We start from the raw sequence: 18516 nt of genomic DNA, 5'->3' as shown, positions 1-18516 counted from the left end.
AGAATAACAATATGCCTATTCGCTCTTCTCAACCTTTGTATATTCAGGCCTGTGGCTTTCACTCTGCCATGGGGCCAGATGACACGCTCATCCACCAATGTTTATCGGGAGCGAAACCATCCAACATGGTGGTTGACCAAGACATTTTGAATTCAGGCCGACAAACAGTAATCGGTCGAATTGCACAGCCGTTACCGAAATTACCACCAGCTTTCAGCCGGTTTGATACGAGAAACAACCGCCTCGCACTTTCGGCTTTGCAGCAAATCGAAGGCGACGTGCGTGACGCCATTGCTAAATATGGTCGTGACCGTATCGCAGTCGTGATCGGCACCAGCACATCTGGCATTTCAGATGGCGAAATCGCATTTGGTGAAAAGCTGGCAAAGGGTAATTTTCCTGCCGACTACCATTACACCAAACAAGAGCTTGGCAACTGCAGCGATTTTATTGCCGCCTACTTTGATTTGAGCGGCCCACATTACTCAGTTTCAACCGCCTGTTCTTCTAGTGGTCGTGTCTTTTTAACCGCGCAACGCCTGATTCGCTCTGGCATTGTTGATGCGGTCATTGTGGGTGGTGTGGATACCATTTGTCGCCTCACACTAAACGGCTTTAACGGTTTAGAAGCTCTATCCGATAGCCTTTGTAAGCCGTTTGATCAACATCGCAACGGCATCAATATCGGCGAAGCCGCAGCATTAATGTTGCTAAGCAAAACACCTGCGCCCGTTGCTCTTCTCGGAGCTGGCGACAGCTCAGACGCACACCATATTTCCGCACCACATCCAGAAGGGTTAGGCGCAGAAGAAGCGATGAACAAAGCGTTGGCCAATGCAGGACTTACAGCGCAAGACATTGGTTACATCAACGCGCATGGCACAGCAACGCCGTTAAACGATGCGATGGAAAGCAAAGCCATTCATCGCTGCTTTGGAGACTCCGTTCCCGTAAGCTCGACAAAGCCACTTACCGGACACACATTAGGTGCAGCAAGTGCAACGGAAGCCGCGATCGCTTGGCATATTCTCAAGTACAACCTTGATTTGCCAATACAACACTGCGAAACCAAAGCAGACGATATCCATATATCGTTAGTTGAGACGCCAACCAAACTGGGTAACAAAGCGATTCTCAGCAACTCTTTTGCTTTTGGTGGCAATAATATTAGTCTTATTTTTGGTTACGCTCATGACTAAACTTCCTCCCATCGAACAACTTTTGCCACACGACAAACCAATGATCTTGGTTGATCGTGCTTTGGATGTTCAACAAGATACGATTCACTGCCAGGTTGATATCGCAGAACACAACCCGTTCTTCGACTCGACCTCTCAAACCGTGCCAGCTTACGTTGGCATTGAGTTTATGGCGCAATCTGTCGCGGCGTGGTCTGGTTACCACGCATTAATGAAAGAACAAGCGCCACCGATTGGCTTTTTGCTTGGTAGCCGTCGATACACGTCTGAATGCGATGCGTTTTCTCGCGGACAGGTGCTCGATGTGTATGCTGAAAAAGTTATGGAAGATAACGGTATGGCGGTTTTTTCAGCCCGTATTGAGCTACAAGGAACTGTTGTAGCGACTTGCCAATTGAACGTTTACGTTCCATCAGAAGAAAAATTACAAGAAATGAAAATCAGGAGTCAACAATGACCCGACAAGTCCTCGTTACAGGTGCCAGCAAAGGCATCGGTAAAGCCATTGCCGTTCAATTAGCCAAAGATGGTTTCCAAGTCATTGTCCATTACATGGGCGATCAACAAGGCGCGCAAGACACCCTAAACACCATCGAACAGCATGGTGGTAGCGGTCGTCTTATCCAATTCGACATCAGTGACCGTGCAGATTGTCGTGAGAAGCTCGAAGCCGATATCGCCGAACACGGCGCTTACTATGGCGTCGTGAACAACGCTGGCATCACAAAAGATACCGCTTTCCCTGCGATGACCGAAGAAGAATGGGATGGTGTGATTCATACCAACTTAGACAGCTTCTACAACGTTCTTCACCCTTGTGTTATGCCAATGGTGCAAAAGCGCAAAGGCGGCCGAATTGTTACGCTTGCATCAGTCTCTGGCCTAATGGGGAATCGTGGTCAAACTAACTACAGCGCAGCGAAAGCGGGCGTAATTGGTGCAACAAAATCACTCGCGCTTGAACTGGCAAAACGCAAAATCACCGTCAACTGCGTTGCACCGGGACTTATCGACACAGGCATGGTAGACGAACACGTGAAAGAACATGCGATGCCGCAAATTCCTTTGCGCCGCATGGGAGAGCCAGAAGAAGTTGCTGGTTTAGTCAGTTACCTTATGTCTGACATCGCAGGCTATGTAACTCGCCAAGTCATTTCGGTAAACGGAGGCCTAGTATGAGCCGTCGAGTTGTTGTAACCGGAATGTCAGGCGTGACTGCGTTTGGTAACGATTGGCAATCTGTCGAACCAAAACTGCGTGACTGCCAGAACGCGACGCAATACATGCCTTCTTACGAACAGTATGATGGTTTGAACACCAAGCTCGCGGCACCAATTTTAGGTTTTGAACTGCCAAAGCACTACAAGCGCAAGCAAGTACGCGGCATGGGGCGTGTTTCCAAATTGGCGACCGTCGCAACAGAAAACGCACTAAGCCAAGCAGGTTTGATTGGTCATGACGTACTCACCAATGGTCAAACGGGTATCGCATACGGCTCATCAACAGGCAGTACTGACGCAATCGGCGCATTTGGTGTCATGTTGAATGAGAAAACCACCAAAGCGATCACCGCAACGACTTACGTGCAGATGATGCCGCATACCACAGCAGTGAACGTTGGTCTATTTTTCGGTTTGAAAGGCCGAGTGATCCCAACCAGCAGTGCATGTACTTCTGGCAGCCAAGCAATCGGCTATGCCTACGAAGCGATCAAACACGGCTACCAAACGGTGATGGTTGCTGGTGGCGCTGAAGAATTGTGCCCAACGGAATCTGCTGTCTTCGATACCCTTTTTGCCACCAGTCTAAAGAATGAAGACCCGAAAAGCACACCAAGACCTTATGACTCCGATCGCGATGGTTTGGTGATTGGTGAAGGTGCGGGAACACTGGTTCTGGAAGAGTACGAACACGCCGTCGCTCGTGGCGCGAAAATCTATGCAGAAATCATCGGTTTTGCCAGCAACTGCGATGCCGCACACGTCACTCAACCACAGATGGAAACCATGCAAATCTGTATGGAAATGGCTTTGCAAAACGCGGGCATTCCTTCTGAGAAGATCGACTATGTATCTGCTCACGGCACTGCCACCGACCGCGGCGATATTGCGGAAAGCAACGCAACAGCGAATGCTCTGGGCAAAGTGCCAATCAGTTCACTCAAGAGCTACTTTGGCCACACACTAGGCGCCTGTGGCGCGATTGAAGCGTGGCTAGGTTTAGAAATGATGCACACAGGTTGGTTTAACCCAACGCTCAACCTAGAAAACCTCGACGAGCAATGTGGCGATTTAGACTACATCGCTGGACAAGGTCGAGAGCTGGACGTGAAATATTTGATGAGTAACAACTTCGCCTTTGGCGGCATCAACACCTCCATCATCTTTAAAAAGATGTAATTCCCTTAATAAATGCAAAAGCGCTGGTTAACCAGCGCTTTTTTGTTGGTGGCTATCCAGATTGCTAGAAATTGCAATGGCTAGAATGCCATTCAAAAGTTGTAGATAGAGTGGCAATTACAGCCAAAAACCTAAAAACGACAAAGCCCCGACAACTCAAAGAGTTATCGGGGCTTTTGAATAAATGGCACGCCCTATTGGATTCGAACCAATGACCACATCCTTAGAAGGGACGTGCTCTATCCAGCTGAGCTAAGGGCGCGCTACAGGGACAGGATTATACGAGTTCAAACGGGTAAATCAACGGGTTTTCATAACATTCTGATCTGAATGCCTAAAAAAAGTCCATTAAAACGCTTAATGTTCAAAAACACCACAAAGCAAACGTTTGCTTATGGATGTTGATAAGAAATTCTGCGACAATGCGCCGCAGATAATCTGCCTTCTTAATTTATAAGGAAAGTCATGACTGCTCAAAATATAGACGGAACTCTCATTTCCCAAACTGTTCGATCTGAAGTGGCTGCACGTGTTAAAGCACGTGTTGAAGCTGGGCTACGTGCTCCTGGTTTAGCAGTGGTTCTAGTTGGTGAAGATCCTGCTTCTCAGGTTTATGTCGGTAGCAAACGCCGCGCATGTGAAGAAGTTGGGTTTGTTTCTAAGTCTTTTGACCTTCCTGCGTCTAGCTCAGAAGAAGAGTTACTAGCTCTGATTGATGAATTAAACAACGATGATGAAATTGACGGCATTCTAGTGCAATTACCCCTTCCTGCGGGCATAGACACAACACATGTTTTAGAGCGCATTCACCCAGAGAAGGACGTGGATGGCTTCCATCCTTACAACGTTGGTCGTCTTGCGCAGCGTATTCCAAAGCTTCGCTCTTGCACGCCAAAGGGCATAATTACCCTACTCGACCGTTACAACATTGAGCTACGTGGTAAACATGCGGTTGTGGTTGGTGCATCAAACATTGTTGGTCGTCCAATGACACTTGAGCTGCTGCTTGCGGGCTGCACAACAACAACATGTCACCGTTTTACCAAAGACCTAGAGAGTCATGTGCGTCAAGCTGACGTTGTCGTGGTGGCGGTTGGTAAGCCTAACTTCATCCCTGGTGAGTGGATTAAAAAAGGCGCAGTGGTGGTCGATGTCGGTATTAACCGTCTTGATTCAGGCAAACTAGTTGGCGACGTGGAATACGACAAAGCACGTGAAAGTGCGAGCTTTATTACTCCTGTTCCTGGTGGCGTTGGCCCAATGACCGTCGCAAGTTTAATTGAGAACACGATGCTCGCTTGCGAACAGTTCCACACAGACAAATAACGTAAAACTTAAGATACGAAAAAGGCTCCGCAAGGAGCCTTTTTGCTAATTGTTGATATCTATTTCAATTACAGACTTAAAATCACGCCCGCAATCGAAGCGCTCATTAAGTTCGCCATGACACCAGCGATAATCGCACGGAAACCATGCTTAGAAACAAATGCACGCTTTTCTGGTACCAATGAGCCCAACCCACCAATCAGCATCGCCATGCTTGAGATGTTTGCAAAGCCACACAAAGCAAACGTCACGATTGCTTGTGAGTGTTCACTAAGTTGAGACTTCACTTCTGCAAGCTGGATGAAAGCGACGAACTCATTCACCACAATCTTGTTACCAATCAGCGAGCCTGCTGTGGTTGCTTCTTGCCATGGGATACCCAACAACCAAGCGACTGGCGCAAACACAAAACCTAGGATGAGCTCAAAACTTAATGGTGTCCCAATAAGATCACCTATCCAGCCTAACATGCCGTTTAGCATTGCAATGACACTAATAAACGCCAGTAACGTACCACCGACCGATACAGCAATGCGTACACCCGCCATGGCACCATCGGCTAATGCTTCTACTACGTTGGTTGCACGTGGAATTTCAACTTGGCTAATGTCGATATCTGCTGCTTTATCCGTATCTTCTGGCATTAAAATTTTTGCCATCAACAAGCCGGCAGGTGCCGACATAAATGCAGCAGCAATAAGATAGTTGAGGTCGACACCCAGTGATGCGTAACCAACCAACGTTCCGCCAGCAACTGACGCTAAACCGCCTGTCATAACTGCAAAGAACTGCGAGTCAGTCATGTGTTTTAGGTAAGGCTTTACCATCAATGGAGCTTCAATAGTGCCAACAAAGATATTCGCCGTAGCAGACAAAGACTCAGCACGACCGATACCCAGCAGCTTTTGAATACCACCACCGATAAAGTTAATGATTTTTGGCATCACACCAATGTGATAAAGACCTGAGATAAGAGAGGAAAAGAAAACGATGATACCCAGAACATTGATCGCAAAGGTGAAGCCCCCTGTCGCCAAATTACCGAATAAAAACGCAATGCCCTCTTGACCATAGTTGATCAAATTCGACACAACGCTGCTCACTGAATTCAGCGCATCTCGTCCTGCTGGCACATATAAAACCAACAACGCAAACAGTACCTGCAAAGCAAACGCAAACGACACCGTTCTCAGCTTTATATTTTTTCTATTTGTAGAAAGTAGCCATGCTAGGAATAGTATGGCTACGATACCAATAATTGAGTTCATAAAATGAATCCGACAGAAGGGGGATATGGAAGGCACCGGATTGTATAGTGGACTCAAAATGCTGCAAGTTGAGGATGTTAACAATGTGAAAAGTTTAAGCGACCAATAACTGACCAACAAAATAACCAATTGAATTTATTGAAGATAAACGTTTGCTTATTTTAATTATTTCCATATGGAAAATATGTTTCTGATTCAGGAAAAATTTTTGTGAAGTGAATCACCTTATGTGTCGTTCTACAACTTCATTGATCCTGTTATTTAGGAATAGAGATGTAAGGCGCCAAACGTTGGTCCCAATGACAAGGGTTGCCGATCTTCTGTTTGATAAAGTTAATCACTGCGGATATTTTTTTTGGCATATACTGGCGGCTTGGGTATACCGCATAAAACGGCATCGACTGGCTGGCTTTCCAATCAGGTAACAGCTGTATTAACTTACCCGTTCTGAACTCATCACCCAGCAAGTAAGTGGCAAGGTAGGCAATACCCCAACCTGCAATAGCCGCATCCCGAACGGCTTCTGCCAGATCTACTGAATAGTTACCCGAGACTTTTACGTTCAATTCTTGCTGATCTTTGGTAAACGCCCACCCCGTATAGTCACGCTCCCAGCTTCTGTATATGAGGCAGTTGTGAGCAGATAGGTCATCCGGTTCTGTTGGCGTGTCATGTTTCAATAAGTAATCTGGCGATGCCGCAACAACAAACTGGCAATCCGTCAAACGCTGCGCAATGTAACCTTCAGGCAAATGCTCGTTGTTGGTTACCCATAAATCGAGCCCTTCGGCTAACATATCGACCTTATAGTCAAACAGATGTACTTCCACTTGAAGTTGAGGATACAGTTCGCGTAACTCTTGAATCGCTGGAATAATGTGTAAGGTACCAAATGATTGCGACAACCCAAGACGTACCAAACCTGCCACTTCATCCCGCTGGGTTTCCATCTCTAATGTGGCGCTGCTCACCGCTTGTACCACTTGCTCACAGTGATGAAAAAAGGTTTTCCCTGCCTCAGTCGGCGTAAAGCTTCGCGTAGTGCGTTGAACAAGCTTGATACCAAGAGACGCTTCTAACTGACTCAATTGTTTACTCACATGAGACACCGACACGCCTAAGCTCTTTGCAGCAGCTGTGAAGCTTTTGTGTTTAAGAAGAGCGGAGAAAATCACCATTTGTGCGGCACGTTCAGATAACACGCTTTACCTCGATTTGGTTATAGAAAAAACAAAGGGCTCCGAAGAGCCCTTGTATTGAAGACTGAATGCCAAATTGTTTGATGGCAGATCAGTATTTAATGCGGTCAGCCAAGTGACTCACAGCAAGTGCGAAGTAGTAAGAGCGGTTCCACTTCATCAATACGTTGTAGTTATTGTAAACCAGATACGTACGACCATTCTCGTCGTCCGGCATGATCAACCATGCTTTGATGTCTTCATCCAGTTTTGGCAACGGGCTACCGTCATATTTTGTGATACCTAATTGGCTCCACTCTTGAAGGTATTTGCCTTTTTCAGCCGTGCGCCCTTCTAGGCTGCGATCAATATTTTTAGGAACCTTAACTTGGCGACCCCAAGTATATTTATCATCCCAACCAGACTTGCTCAAATAGTTAGCGGTTGATGCAAACACGTCCGCTTCAGATTGCCATATGTCTTTTTTACCATCACCGTTGCCGTCAGCAGCAAAACGAAGGAAAGAGCTTGGCATAAACTGGCATTGACCCATCGCACCAGCCCATGAGCCTTTAAAGTTCTCTAGCTCAATATGGCCTTGATCGAGGATCTGAAGTGCCGACATAGTCTCTTTACGGAAAAACTCTTCACGACGGCCTTCAAATGCCATTGTGGATAGTGCATCAATCACTTTAAAGTTGCCGGTAAACTTACCAAAGTTACTTTCAACTCCCCAAAGTGCCACAATAAAGCGCGGGTGGACACCGTACTCATCGCCTATACGCTTTAGCTCGGTGTAATGCTCTTTGTAGAGTTGTCTGGCTTGCTTCACCTTCCATTCAGGCACCGCGCGAGGAATGTACTCATCCAATGTCAGTTTCTTTTCTGGTTGGTTTCGGTCCGCTTTTACTGCTCGGGGCTTGTACTCAACATTAGCAAAAGCAGCACTAATGACCTGCTCTGAGATACCTTTATCACGAGCTTCAGCACGCAGCTTATTCAAGTATTCATCAAAACCCTCGCTACTTGCAAAAGCCGAGGTACACATACCAACGCTAAGCATGGTAGCCAGTATCTTTTTCATATTGCCCTCCTTGAGCAAGGCAGAAATCCCAGATGAAAAACGATGACGTTATTCGCCTTTCTGCTGGGCTTTTTGTTCTTTGTACTTTTCTAATAGGTTCTCCGGCGGCGGTGGAACCTGAAGAAAGAAGCCATCATTTTGTAATGAAGCCTTCACTTTTTCGATATCAACTTGTGCCAATTTACGGCCATCAAGTTTAATCGTCATGACAGCGATAGGCTTACCGAACATCTGCATTAAGGTGTCAGGAACCTGTGAAAAATCATCCTTTTTCGGAATATAGAGATAAGTACCTTCTTTTTTCGAGCTTTTATAAATAGAACAAAGCATGACACGCCTTTTATGCTGATTTAGCCGCGTTGAGTGCGGATTAGGTTGTAAACGTCAAATTCTCGCAAACTTAATAGCAAATTTGAGATTAATTCACCTATTTGCCCACGAGAGAACTTGCTGCGTCAAAGGATGAAATATAACATGACATACCTAGTTTAAGGCAACGCTCTTTCAATAAAGGCAAGAAGTCCACGATGACCCATTCACCAGACCTTAAAGGTAGCAGTTTTACATTGTCAGTTTTACACCTTTCTGACAATGAGATCGCAAAGACTGTCGAATTTTTGCAAGAAAAAGTTTCTCAAGCACCTTCTTTTTTTGCATCCGCGCCTTTGGTAATCAATATAGCAAAAGTACAAGGCGACATTGATTTCCCTAAGCTTAAACAAGGCATCTCAGATGCCGGTTTTATTCCGGTCGGTGTAACGGGCTGTAAAGACAAGCGTGTACAAAACCTTGCTTCCGAAGCTGGCTTCGCCATTATGTCGGCGAGCAAATCGCCAAGCCAAGCACCTGCCAAAATGGCACCAACGAAAGTAGTTCGTACGCCTGTCCGCTCAGGACAACAGATCTACGCAAAAGATGGTGATTTGGTGGTGCTAGCGCACGTAAGTGCAGGTGCTGAAGTCATTGCTGACGGCTCTATTCATATCCATGGCACACTTCGAGGTCGTGCGATTGCAGGAGCAAGTGGTCAGCAGGAAGCGCGTATTATTTGCCACGATTTACAAGCAGAACTGGTATCCATTGCGGGTGACTACTGGTTAAGCGATCAAATTGAAAGCGAGTACTGGCAAAAGAAAGTAATGATCAGTAAAGCCGATGAATCATTACATTTAGAAGTTCTCGCGATTTAATCTAAAAAGGAAAAAAAATGGCACGCATTATTGTAGTAACGTCTGGTAAAGGTGGCGTTGGTAAAACCACTTCAAGCGCAGCCATCGCCTCTGGTCTAGCTCTGAAGGGAAAAAAGACCGCGGTGATCGATTTTGACATCGGTTTGCGTAACCTCGATCTAATCATGGGCTGTGAGCGCCGCGTCGTGTATGACTTTGTGAACGTCATTAACGGCGAAGCGACATTAAACCAAGCGCTGATCAAAGATAAGCGCACGGACAACCTATTTATTCTTCCTGCTTCTCAAACTCGTGATAAAGACGCACTGACAAAAGATGGTGTTCAGCGCGTATTCGGCGAACTTGATGAAATGGGCTTTGATTTCATTATTTGTGATTCACCAGCAGGTATCGAGCAAGGCGCGTTAATGGCCTTGTACTATGCCGATGAAGCCATTGTCACAACGAACCCAGAAGTCTCTTCTGTGCGTGACTCTGACCGCATTCTCGGTATTTTAGATTCCAAGTCACTGCGTGCAGAACAAGGGCTAGAGCCAGTAAAACAGCACCTTCTACTGACTCGCTACAACCCATCTCGCGTCACTCAAGGCGAAATGCTAAGCGTTGAAGACGTAGAGGAGATCTTACATATTCCACTACTGGGCGTGATTCCAGAAAGCCAAGCCGTGCTTAACGCGTCAAACAAAGGTGTGCCAGTCACTTTTGACGATAACACCGATGCGGGTATGGCTTATTCTGACACCGTTGATCGCTTATTAGGCAATCAGGTTGAATTTCGTTTCCTTACTGAGGAGAAGAAAGGACTCTTTAAACGACTCTTTGGAGGCTAGACATGTCATTATTAGAATTTTTCCGTCCACAGAAGAAAACTTCTGCGAATCTAGCTAAAGAGCGTTTGCAAATCATTGTCGCAGAGCGCCGCAGCCAAAATGATCCTGCGCCGTCTTACTTGCCTCAATTAAAAGAAGACATCTTGAAGGTGATCAGCAAGTACGTGGCAATTGATCCAAATATGGTTGACTTAACATTTGAGCACAAAGACGACGATATCTCAGTTCTTGAGCTGAATGTGAAGCTACCAGACGAAGAAAAGTAATCAGTTTCTCTCGCAAGACGAATGCTCTAATTAGAACGAAAAAGGTTGGCATCGAGGCCAACCTTTTTCATCTTTCATTACTTTAATGCTTTGTTCATCTTGTCGCCGAGTAAATCCAAACGCCACCCTTGCATCAAATCAGGCAATACTTCTGGGTCACGATCTTTTTTCCAAACCCAACTGATCAACTGATTGATCTGCTTTTTAGAGGCAAGGAACTCCGTGGCTAAACCTGACTTCTGCGAAGCCGATTTCACCAAGTCTTTCATATTTTTGAAGACCTGCTTGTAACCCGGATAGTCCATTAAACGCTCAATTTTCGCAGGATACTCTTCAGAAGGTGTTTGCTTCGCTTGTTTAACAATCGCGGCAATCTTCGCGCCATGGCGGTTAATCGCTCGGATATCAATATCTTCTGCTTCCATCTTCTTAAAGTTCGTTAAACCAAGACGAGCGACCGTTAATAGATCACCTTCTTTGAAGATAAAGTTCAGCGCTAAATCTCGTTTGATTGCTTCACGATAACGCCACGTCGCCAATGGCTTTAAAATAGCCAGCTCAGAAGGTTTTAATTGCCAAGCGCCCTTAATATCAAGGTAGGCATTCTCTTCATTAGTTACGCGAATACGTTTCGAAACGAGTAAATCACTTTCTTGCTGTACAGCTTCCCACCAACCTGCTTGCGTCACCTTATCAAACAGCTTTTCGTATAACGGTAACAAGTAATGAACATCTGCGGCAGCATAATCTAATTGCTTTTGTGTCAGTGGACGAGCCATCCAGTCGGTACGTGATTCACTTTTGTCGAGCTCTACGCCTAAATATTCTTCCACCAGCGATGCGAAGCCTGTCGATAGGCCGTGACCGAGAAAAGCGGCCATCAGCTGCGTATCCACCATAGGGAATGGTGTACAACCAAAAGCGTTTTGGAAAACTTCTAAATCTTCACCACATGCGTGCAGCACTTTTAGCACAGAAGTATCTTTTAATAGCGCTACAAACGGCGTCATATCCGTTAATTCAGTCGGATCAATCAGCGAGAGGCGATTACCATCGAAAAGCTGAATCAGACCTAACTGCGGGTAGAAAGTGCGAATACGAACGAATTCGGTATCCAGCATCACTACGTCTGCCTCTCGGGCATGAGTGCAAACCTCTTCTAGGTCTTTGTTTTTAGTAATAATTTGATAGTTCACATACTTCTCGCTATAAAAAATGCCAGCAAAACGCTGGCATTCTATCATTTTTTAAATCTCTCGACTCGACGAAATCGGCTTATGCGCTTTTCTTCGCAAGTTCAGCGTCATTCTCTTCGCGTAAAACACGACGCAAGATCTTACCGACATTGGTTTTAGGTAAGTCTTCGCGGAATTCAACCAACTTCGGAACTTTGTAGCCAGTTAGGTGTTCTCGACAATGCGCGATCACTTCGTCTTTGGTCAAGCTCGGATCGCGTTTCACGACATAAATCTTCACTAATTCACCAGACACTTCATGCGGCTGACCAATAGCAGCAACTTCAAGTACTTTGCCGTGTAGTGCTACAACGTCTTCAATTTCATTCGGGTAAACATTAAAGCCTGATACTAAGATCATGTCTTTCTTACGGTCAACGATATGCAGGAAGCCTTCGTCATCGAACTTAACGATGTCGCCAGTTGATAGCCAGCCGTCTTCGTTAATCGTATCTTTCGTTGCTTCAGGTCGTTGCCAGTAACCTTGCATAACCTGAGGACCACGAACTTGAAGTTCACCAGTTTCAGTATTCGCAAGAGCGTTGCCTTCTTCGTCCACGATACGAACTTCTGTTGATGGTACCGGCAGACCAATAGAGCCATTGTATTCAACAAGATCATGCGGATATGCCGCCACCAACGGAGAACACTCTGTTAGACCGTAACCTTCGAGCAAATAGCAACCCGTGGTCTTTTGCCATCTTTCTGCCACTGAGCGCTGCACTGCCATGCCGCCGCCAACGGCTAAACGTAGATTACTGAAATCCAACTCGTGGAAATCTTCATTATTGACCAATGCATTAAATAAGGTATTCACGCCCGTAATCGCAGTAAACGGATGCTTTTGTAGCTCTTTCACGAACCCTGGAATATCTCTAGGGTTCGTAATAAGTAAGTTACGACCACCCATTTCAACAAACAGCAGACAGTTTACGGTAAGAGCAAATACGTGATACAGCGGTAATGCTGTCACGACTAATTCACGCCCCGGAGATAAAACCGGTCCGTACGCGCCTTTTGCCTGTAGAACGTTCGCAATCATGTTGCGGTGAGTCAGAATCGCGCCTTTCGCGACACCTGTCGTCCCCCCCGTATATTGCAGGAATGCAATGTCATCCCCAGACATAAACGGTTTAACGTATTGTAGACGACGACCTTTACGTAGAGCCTGACGCATTGAGATTGCACCAGGTAAATCGTACTTAGGCACCATGCCCTTAACGTACTTCACGACAAAATCGACAATCGTACCTTTCGCTCGTGGCAGCATTTGACCAAGACTGGTTAACACTACGTGTTTGACTGGTGTTTTATCGACGATTTGTTCTAGCGTATTCGCAAAGTTAGACACAATCACAATCGTCGTCGCACCTGAGTCATTCAATTGGTGTTCAAGTTCACGAGGAGTGTAAAGTGGGTTAACGTTTACGGCGATACAACCTGCACGCAAAATACCAAATAATGCTACTGGGTATTGCAGTAAGTTTGGCATCATCAGAGCAACGCGGTCACCCTTTTGCAGTTTTAACTCGTTTTGCAGATACGCTGCGAATGCGCGACTACGCTCTTCCAATTTACGGAAGGTCATAACCGAGCCCATGTTCATGAATGCTGGTTGGTCTGCATATTTTTGTACAGACTGTTCAAACATTTCTACCAAAGACTCATATTGCTCTGGATTAATGGTTTCAGGTACGTCACTTGGATAACGTGAAAGCCATGGTTTATCCACGATGTTACTCCTCGTTTATAACTGGCTAAAAAATAGCGTCCTTTTTATTTTGAAAGCTATTACAGCACAGCGAACGTGCTTGAGCACGCAACTCTCAAACACTTGTTTAAATTTTGTTAACTACACCAAGAATTCGCGTTGCGACCTCGAGTATTTGCTCTAAATGACAGTGATGACCACCCTTGACAGAAACCACTTGCGGTGGGTTCTCTCCCCAATCAGCTTGGTTAGATGGTAAATTCTGAAATCCTTGATCGCCTAATACAATCAAATGAGGACAACGTATTTGGCTGGTAATCGAGTTAGCATGCGCTTGCGCCATTCGGTAAAGCGACGCACATTTTAACTTGGCGTCATGCCGCCAATACCATTTATCTCCTCGCTGCTCTGTTCCACGCTCGACTATCGGTAGAAGCTGCTCAGCGGTTAATTGGTTGGCTTGCATGCGTAATTTTAACGCCAGATCGAAGGAGGCAATGGCTCGCTCTGGCTTGTTTTGCTGTCTTATTCGACTTAAAACGCCATCGCGAAGACGAGGCAAACTGTTAATAGGCTCTTCAGTAAGAGGTCCTGCTCCCTCAATTTGCACAAGACCTTCGACCTGCTCTGGAAACGCAGCACTATAGCAACTTGCGATTAAAGCACCAAGTGAATGCCCTACTAATATCAGTCTGTTTGGTGATAATTCGTCCAAAAACTGATACAAATCGGCAATATAGTCGTGAAAGGGGTAATAATTATCGTGAGATTTATGACTCGATAAACCGTGACCAAAATGATCGATGGCGAGGAGGTGTAAGTGAGGATTAAGTTGGTTCAACTGCTCCATGAGCGCTTTAAAGCTGCCCGCATTATCTAACCACCCATGAAGAAAAACGACTGACAAGTCAGCCGTTTTCTCGTTCCCTATCTCAAGGGCTGCCATTTTGCCGGCAGGAAGCTCGAATTGACGCTCATGCATCGCAGATTATTTGACCTGTTTTATCACTTTACCGTCTTGTGGGAAATCATTACGCCACATGCGGCAGTTAATCGAGTAACATGGGTAAAAGTAGGTTGGCGAGTCATACATGCGTACACGTTCTTCAATTTTCCATAAACGGTACCCTTCCCCCTTAATTACCGGGAAGATGTAACCGTGCTCACCGATCTTTCCTTCTTCTTCCCCTGCTCCTTTGCCTACAACCGTTACCAAACGGCCTTCACTAAAGGCGACAGGCTCTAAATAGCCATCAAAATAGGCGACAAAACGTCCCGTAGGCTCTTCATCAATATCAGGTTTACCAGACTTACTGATAGGAAGGTTTACAATCTCTAGACGCGTTTTATCTTTAAAGTTATCCACTTTAGCGATGATTCCACCAAGGCGAACATCTTCACTCACTTGCCCCTGAGACTCAGCAAAAGCTTTATAGTCTGTAACGACCAATTCTGTGCTTGCATTTAGCTCCTCTGGCAACGAGCTACACGCAGACAAACCAACCGAAGCAAATAATGCGAGAAAAAACCGTCCAAAAACCTTCATAAACCACCTTTCAATATTTGTAACCCCAAGCTGGGGAGATCTCACACGTAAATATCGACACCAAGTAATTGAGCCAGTTCCTCTTTTTTAGCTCGATTCATGACATCCATGTACTGCTCCATTGCTTTACGTGCGCCCCCTTCAGGAAGGTCATATTGCACTTGAGCTCGGTGAATTTGGGACTCATCCACGTGTTTTATGGAGTGCGCCACGGCGTTAGCAACCTTTGAAGGCTGACCTACAGGCTGCTTTGTTTGTGATTTATTTACCTGCTTCTTTTGACTGGCTTTATTAGTGCGATTTGCACCTGGAATCAAAGAAGGAGGCAAGCCATTAATCGACGCCATAGCACTCCATAAAAATACAGGGCAAACGCCCTGCTTTTTGTCAGGTTAATGAAAAACGGACTATTCGCGACCAGGAAGTTTTTTCCATGTCACATTATCACGTAAATAAACAGGGCTCGAATCTTCGACCGGCACGGTATTACCCTTTTTAAATTCTTGTTCAGCAAGAATCACGATGTCTTGTGAATCAGGGTACAGAACGTCACCATGCGTCAAATTAAACGGTAGGTCTGCTAATACTTCTTGGTAGGCATCCCAACCAGTACCTGCTGTCGTCCACGTTGTGTCGTCTGCTTGTGCTTCTTCAACGAGACGTGCTGGTGGAATTACGCATTCTGCATCCATCTCTGCCCACTCACCGTTTGCTTGGCGAGTGTAACGTGCCCAGTAAACTTCACCCATACGTGCATCAATGGCCACAGCGACATCGGTCACACCATGTAAGCGATAGCTACCTTGAGCCATTGCAGCCAGCGTTGAAACGCCGATCATAGGTAAGTCAGCACCGAACGCCAAACCTTGTGCGATACCAATACCGATACGAACACCAGTAAAGCTACCTGGACCACGTCCAAACGCTAACGCATCCAGCTCTTGTAGAGTCAGGCCAGCTTCTTTGAGTACTTCGTCAACCATTGGCAGTACTTTTTTGGTGTGATCGCGTGGTGCAACCGCACTACGTGAAATCACTTGATCATTAGCCAACAACGCAACTGAACAGTTTTCAGTCGCTGTATCGATAGCAAGAATTTTTGCGCTCATTTAACTCTCTACAACTTTCATTTATTGGGTTATGCCTCAGCACTTGCGTCTGTGACAGATTGTTCTGCTTTCAGGAATGCTTTGATTCCATCTAAGTCTCGCGTCCTTGGGATAGGTGGTAGGCTTCCGAGGAAAATACCACCATAGTCTCGCGTGACAAGGCGATTATCACAAATGATCAACGCACCGTGATCCTTCTGATCTCGAATTAATCGCCCTACTCCCTGCTTTAACGTAATCACTGCATCCGGGATTTGTACTTCAGCAAATGGTTCACCGCCACGTAATCGACAATCCTCGATACGGGCTTTGAGTAACGGATCGTCAGGGGCGGTAAACGGTAATTTGTCGATAATAACACAGCTCAGCGCATCACCTCTAACATCAATCCCTTCCCAGAAAGCGCCCGTCGCCACGAGTAAAGCGTTACCCAGTTCCATAAACTCCGCCAAGGTTTTCTGCTTACTCATCTCCCCTTGCATTAACACAGGCAACTCAAGTACTTCTCGGAACTTCTCACCTAGTTCACGCATCATGCTGTGCGAGGTACATAAAAAGAAGCAGCGACCATCATTTTCTTCAATCACCGGAGCAAGCATTCGGACTAACTTATCCGCTAAGCCGTTACTGTTTGGCTCTGGCAAATACCTTGGCACACAAAGGCGCGCTTGTTTTTGATAATCAAAGGGGGACGGCAGAGAAAATTGCTTTGTAGGCTTGAGGCCAAGGCGCTCAGTAAAGTGCTTGAAGTCGCCCGATACAGCTAGGGTTGCTGACGTGAAAATCCACGCGCCTTGTTTAATCTCTATTTGCTCATGGAACTTGTCCGCGACAGAAAGAGGCGTAATGTGCAGAGCGAAATGACGAGGTGAGGTATCGTACCAGTATGAGTAACCGGTAATATCGACATCACATACCCGGTCGATACGGCCTTTGATCAAATTGGCTCGTTCAAAGGCCGTATCCAGTAATTGACTGCGCCCTAAAGCTATTTTGAGTACATCAATCGCCAATTCGAGGCTGTCAGTTAAGCGCAATAATTCTCGCTTAATAGAACCTGATTGCAACGCCTCACGCCAGTTGCCACGAAAGCCTGGCTCACCCAATACAATCCGCATGTCCATTGCGCTTTGCATGAGTTTGTCGCCCACTTTTTGCAATTGACGCATATCTTTGGCTTCGGTGCGATAGGCTATTTCAATGTCTTTGGCAAGATCGTGAATTTGGCGGCTTGAAACTGACTGGCCGAAATATTCGCTCGCAATATCTGGCAACTGATGAGCTTCATCAAAGATAAACACATCGGCTTCTGGAATCAGTTCACCGAATCCTGTTTCTTTGATCGCTAAATCAGCAAGAAACAAGTGATGGTTCACTACAACAATGTCGGAATCCATGGCTCGCTTACGCGCTTTCAATACAAAGCAATCAGTGTAGCTCGGACATTCTTTACCTAAACAGTTATCATTGGTTGAGGTGATGGTCGGAATGATCATGCTGTCTTCTGGTAGATCATCACAATCCCCAAGGTCACCTGTTTTGGTTTCTGATGACCAAGCACGCACTTTAACCAGTTGAGTTAATAACGTCGGGTCAGATTCATTAGTGTGGCTTTCGACCATTTGGCGGCTCAAACGATCCAAACACAGATAATTAGAACGCCCTTTTAATAACGCCACTTGGCCATAAAAACCAAGCGCATTGACCATGAGCGGTAAGTCACGATGGTACAACTGCTCTTGCAAGTTTTTCGAGCCTGTACTGATGATCACTTTTTTACCGCTCAACAGCGCAGGGACTAGGTATGCGAAGGTCTTACCGGTTCCGGTTCCTGCCTCCACCACCAACTGGGTTTGATCTTTGATCGCACTGCTGACGGCTTCCGCCATATCGATTTGTGGCTGACGAGCTTGAAAGCCAGGAATGGCCTTACCTAACGCGCCATCAGAGGAAAAAGTTTTTGCGATCATGCTTGGTATTGAGTTTGAAAAATTATCGAGAGTATATCAGAGGAATAGGAGTGACATCAGCCCACAATCTGACCAGCTTGCGGCGACACGCGGATATTTTGTTGAAACCAACGTAAGAATAGATTATTTATGGTGAAACATGGCTGTACAGTTACACCCGCCAGGGAATAATAACAAATTCGTACGCTAAAATATTAATGCATGG

The 18516-nt window shown here is 45.9% G+C and carries 19 protein-coding genes and 1 tRNA gene; 8 read left to right on the top strand and 12 right to left on the bottom strand.

Going from position 1 to position 18516, the window contains the following annotated elements:
* Positions 1 to 11 precede the first annotated feature (11 nt).
* The 4 genes from R7P74_RS16625 to R7P74_RS16610 are packed head-to-tail and all read left to right on the top strand — an operon-like array spanning position 12 to position 3598.
* The gene (locus R7P74_RS16625; protein ID WP_225473946.1) at positions 12 to 1199 is read left to right on the top strand and encodes a beta-ketoacyl-[acyl-carrier-protein] synthase family protein; all 1188 of its coding nucleotides are present in this window, start codon (positions 12 to 14) and stop codon (positions 1197 to 1199) included.
* A complete protein-coding gene (locus R7P74_RS16620; RefSeq protein WP_074191022.1) occupies positions 1192 to 1656 on the top strand; it encodes a hotdog family protein in 465 nt (154 codons plus the stop codon). The genes R7P74_RS16625 and R7P74_RS16620 overlap by 8 nt, the downstream gene beginning before the upstream one ends.
* On the top strand, positions 1653 to 2378 hold the full coding sequence (fabG, locus tag R7P74_RS16615) for a 3-oxoacyl-ACP reductase FabG (RefSeq protein ID WP_005388326.1): 726 nt from the start codon (positions 1653 to 1655) through the stop codon (positions 2376 to 2378). The genes R7P74_RS16620 and fabG overlap by 4 nt, the downstream gene beginning before the upstream one ends.
* Positions 2375 to 3598 (top strand): beta-ketoacyl-ACP synthase, encoded by a 1224-nt coding sequence (locus R7P74_RS16610; protein ID WP_213973139.1) that lies wholly within the window; start codon positions 2375 to 2377, stop codon positions 3596 to 3598. Before fabG ends, R7P74_RS16610 begins: the two co-directional genes overlap by 4 nt.
* Positions 3599 to 3783: 185 nt before the next feature.
* On the opposite strand, the gene R7P74_RS16605 is transcribed toward R7P74_RS16610, so the two are convergent.
* Positions 3784 to 3860 (bottom strand) — tRNA-Arg (locus tag R7P74_RS16605).
* A gap of 203 nt (positions 3861 to 4063) precedes the next feature.
* Between R7P74_RS16605 and folD the strand changes: the two genes are divergently transcribed.
* On the top strand, positions 4064 to 4924 hold the full coding sequence (gene folD / locus R7P74_RS16600) for a bifunctional methylenetetrahydrofolate dehydrogenase/methenyltetrahydrofolate cyclohydrolase FolD (protein ID WP_005382297.1): 861 nt from the start codon (positions 4064 to 4066) through the stop codon (positions 4922 to 4924).
* A gap of 68 nt (positions 4925 to 4992) precedes the next feature.
* Here folD and R7P74_RS16595 read toward each other — a convergent pair whose 3' ends face one another.
* The 4 genes from R7P74_RS16595 to R7P74_RS16580 form a co-directional block, all read right to left on the bottom strand.
* Positions 4993 to 6192 (bottom strand): NupC/NupG family nucleoside CNT transporter, encoded by a 1200-nt coding sequence (locus R7P74_RS16595; protein ID WP_005382298.1) that lies wholly within the window; start codon positions 6190 to 6192, stop codon positions 4993 to 4995.
* A 257-nt stretch (positions 6193 to 6449) separates the two neighbouring features.
* Complete coding sequence (locus R7P74_RS16590) at positions 6450 to 7394, bottom strand: LysR family transcriptional regulator (RefSeq protein ID WP_213973136.1); 945 nt, start codon at positions 7392 to 7394, stop codon at positions 6450 to 6452.
* An 88-nt stretch (positions 7395 to 7482) separates the two neighbouring features.
* A complete protein-coding gene (locus R7P74_RS16585) occupies positions 7483 to 8454 on the bottom strand; it encodes a lytic murein transglycosylase (protein ID WP_005388330.1) in 972 nt (323 codons plus the stop codon).
* A gap of 48 nt (positions 8455 to 8502) precedes the next feature.
* Positions 8503 to 8784 carry a YcgL domain-containing protein gene (locus R7P74_RS16580; RefSeq protein ID WP_005382303.1) on the bottom strand — a complete coding sequence of 94 codons (282 nt, stop codon included), beginning with the start codon at positions 8782 to 8784 and terminating at the stop codon, positions 8503 to 8505.
* Positions 8785 to 8981: 197 nt separating this feature from the next.
* On the opposite strand from R7P74_RS16580, the gene minC reads away from it, so the two are divergent.
* Genes minC through minE form a run of 3 tightly spaced genes read left to right on the top strand, consistent with a single transcriptional unit; the run spans position 8982 to position 10740 of the window.
* Positions 8982 to 9644, top strand: coding sequence for a septum site-determining protein MinC (minC, locus tag R7P74_RS16575; protein WP_005382304.1), 663 nt, complete (start codon positions 8982 to 8984; stop codon positions 9642 to 9644).
* Between the two features lie 17 nt (positions 9645 to 9661).
* Positions 9662 to 10474 carry a septum site-determining protein MinD gene (gene minD / locus R7P74_RS16570; RefSeq protein ID WP_005388331.1) on the top strand — a complete coding sequence of 271 codons (813 nt, stop codon included), beginning with the start codon at positions 9662 to 9664 and terminating at the stop codon, positions 10472 to 10474.
* 2 nt (positions 10475 to 10476) lie between these two features.
* Complete coding sequence (gene minE, locus R7P74_RS16565; RefSeq protein WP_005388332.1) at positions 10477 to 10740, top strand: cell division topological specificity factor MinE; 264 nt, start codon at positions 10477 to 10479, stop codon at positions 10738 to 10740.
* Positions 10741 to 10817: 77 nt separating this feature from the next.
* Here the strand turns inward: minE and rnd are convergent, their stop codons facing one another.
* The 7 genes from rnd to R7P74_RS16530 form a co-directional block, all read right to left on the bottom strand.
* Positions 10818 to 11936, bottom strand: coding sequence for a ribonuclease D (rnd, locus tag R7P74_RS16560; protein ID WP_031777213.1), 1119 nt, complete (start codon positions 11934 to 11936; stop codon positions 10818 to 10820).
* A 79-nt stretch (positions 11937 to 12015) separates the two neighbouring features.
* Positions 12016 to 13707: a long-chain-fatty-acid--CoA ligase FadD gene (fadD, locus tag R7P74_RS16555; RefSeq protein ID WP_005382216.1), complete on the bottom strand. Its 1692-nt coding sequence runs from the start codon at positions 13705 to 13707 to the stop codon at positions 12016 to 12018.
* Between the two features lie 106 nt (positions 13708 to 13813).
* Positions 13814 to 14668, bottom strand: coding sequence for an alpha/beta fold hydrolase (locus R7P74_RS16550; protein WP_047102882.1), 855 nt, complete (start codon positions 14666 to 14668; stop codon positions 13814 to 13816).
* Between the two features lie 6 nt (positions 14669 to 14674).
* Positions 14675 to 15232 (bottom strand): Slp family lipoprotein, encoded by a 558-nt coding sequence (locus R7P74_RS16545; protein ID WP_258644889.1) that lies wholly within the window; start codon positions 15230 to 15232, stop codon positions 14675 to 14677.
* Between the two features lie 41 nt (positions 15233 to 15273).
* Positions 15274 to 15579, bottom strand: a complete 306-nt coding sequence (locus R7P74_RS16540; protein ID WP_047102883.1) for a hypothetical protein — start codon at positions 15577 to 15579, stop codon at positions 15274 to 15276.
* A gap of 60 nt (positions 15580 to 15639) precedes the next feature.
* Positions 15640 to 16341, bottom strand: coding sequence for a tRNA (adenosine(37)-N6)-threonylcarbamoyltransferase complex dimerization subunit type 1 TsaB (tsaB, locus tag R7P74_RS16535; RefSeq protein ID WP_154204748.1), 702 nt, complete (start codon positions 16339 to 16341; stop codon positions 15640 to 15642).
* Between the two features lie 29 nt (positions 16342 to 16370).
* The gene (locus R7P74_RS16530; RefSeq protein WP_005382210.1) at positions 16371 to 18311 is read right to left on the bottom strand and encodes an ATP-dependent DNA helicase; all 1941 of its coding nucleotides are present in this window, start codon (positions 18309 to 18311) and stop codon (positions 16371 to 16373) included.
* Between the last annotated feature and the right edge of the window lie 205 nt (positions 18312 to 18516).

The sequence above is a fragment of the Vibrio sp. 2033 genome (genome assembly GCF_033339735.1).
The sequence above is the reverse complement of the archived record's forward strand: the minus strand, read 5'-3'. Positions and strand labels throughout refer to the sequence as shown.

Bases quoted from the DNA above. Each gene is read 5' to 3' on its own strand.
- R7P74_RS16595 (WP_005382298.1), bottom strand. From the start codon at position 6,192: ATGAACTCAATTATTGGTATCGTAGCCATACTATTCCTAGCATGGCTA.
- R7P74_RS16540 (WP_047102883.1), bottom strand. From the start codon at position 15,579: ATGGCGTCGATTAATGGCTTGCCTCCTTCTTTGATTCCAGGTGCAAAT.
- R7P74_RS16625 (WP_225473946.1), top strand. From the start codon at position 12: ATGCCTATTCGCTCTTCTCAACCTTTGTATATTCAGGCCTGTGGCTTT.
- R7P74_RS16585 (WP_005388330.1), bottom strand. From the start codon at position 8,454: ATGAAAAAGATACTGGCTACCATGCTTAGCGTTGGTATGTGTACCTCG.
- fabG (WP_005388326.1), top strand. From the start codon at position 1,653: ATGACCCGACAAGTCCTCGTTACAGGTGCCAGCAAAGGCATCGGTAAA.
- R7P74_RS16530 (WP_005382210.1), bottom strand. From the start codon at position 18,311: ATGATCGCAAAAACTTTTTCCTCTGATGGCGCGTTAGGTAAGGCCATT.
- R7P74_RS16580 (WP_005382303.1), bottom strand. From the start codon at position 8,784: ATGCTTTGTTCTATTTATAAAAGCTCGAAAAAAGAAGGTACTTATCTC.
- R7P74_RS16545 (WP_258644889.1), bottom strand. From the start codon at position 15,232: ATGAAGGTTTTTGGACGGTTTTTTCTCGCATTATTTGCTTCGGTTGGT.
- minE (WP_005388332.1), top strand. From the start codon at position 10,477: ATGTCATTATTAGAATTTTTCCGTCCACAGAAGAAAACTTCTGCGAAT.
- tsaB (WP_154204748.1), bottom strand. From the start codon at position 16,341: ATGAGCGCAAAAATTCTTGCTATCGATACAGCGACTGAAAACTGTTCA.
- R7P74_RS16610 (WP_213973139.1), top strand. From the start codon at position 2,375: ATGAGCCGTCGAGTTGTTGTAACCGGAATGTCAGGCGTGACTGCGTTT.
- minD (WP_005388331.1), top strand. From the start codon at position 9,662: ATGGCACGCATTATTGTAGTAACGTCTGGTAAAGGTGGCGTTGGTAAA.
- minC (WP_005382304.1), top strand. From the start codon at position 8,982: ATGACCCATTCACCAGACCTTAAAGGTAGCAGTTTTACATTGTCAGTT.
- R7P74_RS16550 (WP_047102882.1), bottom strand. From the start codon at position 14,668: ATGCATGAGCGTCAATTCGAGCTTCCTGCCGGCAAAATGGCAGCCCTT.
- folD (WP_005382297.1), top strand. From the start codon at position 4,064: ATGACTGCTCAAAATATAGACGGAACTCTCATTTCCCAAACTGTTCGA.
- R7P74_RS16620 (WP_074191022.1), top strand. From the start codon at position 1,192: ATGACTAAACTTCCTCCCATCGAACAACTTTTGCCACACGACAAACCA.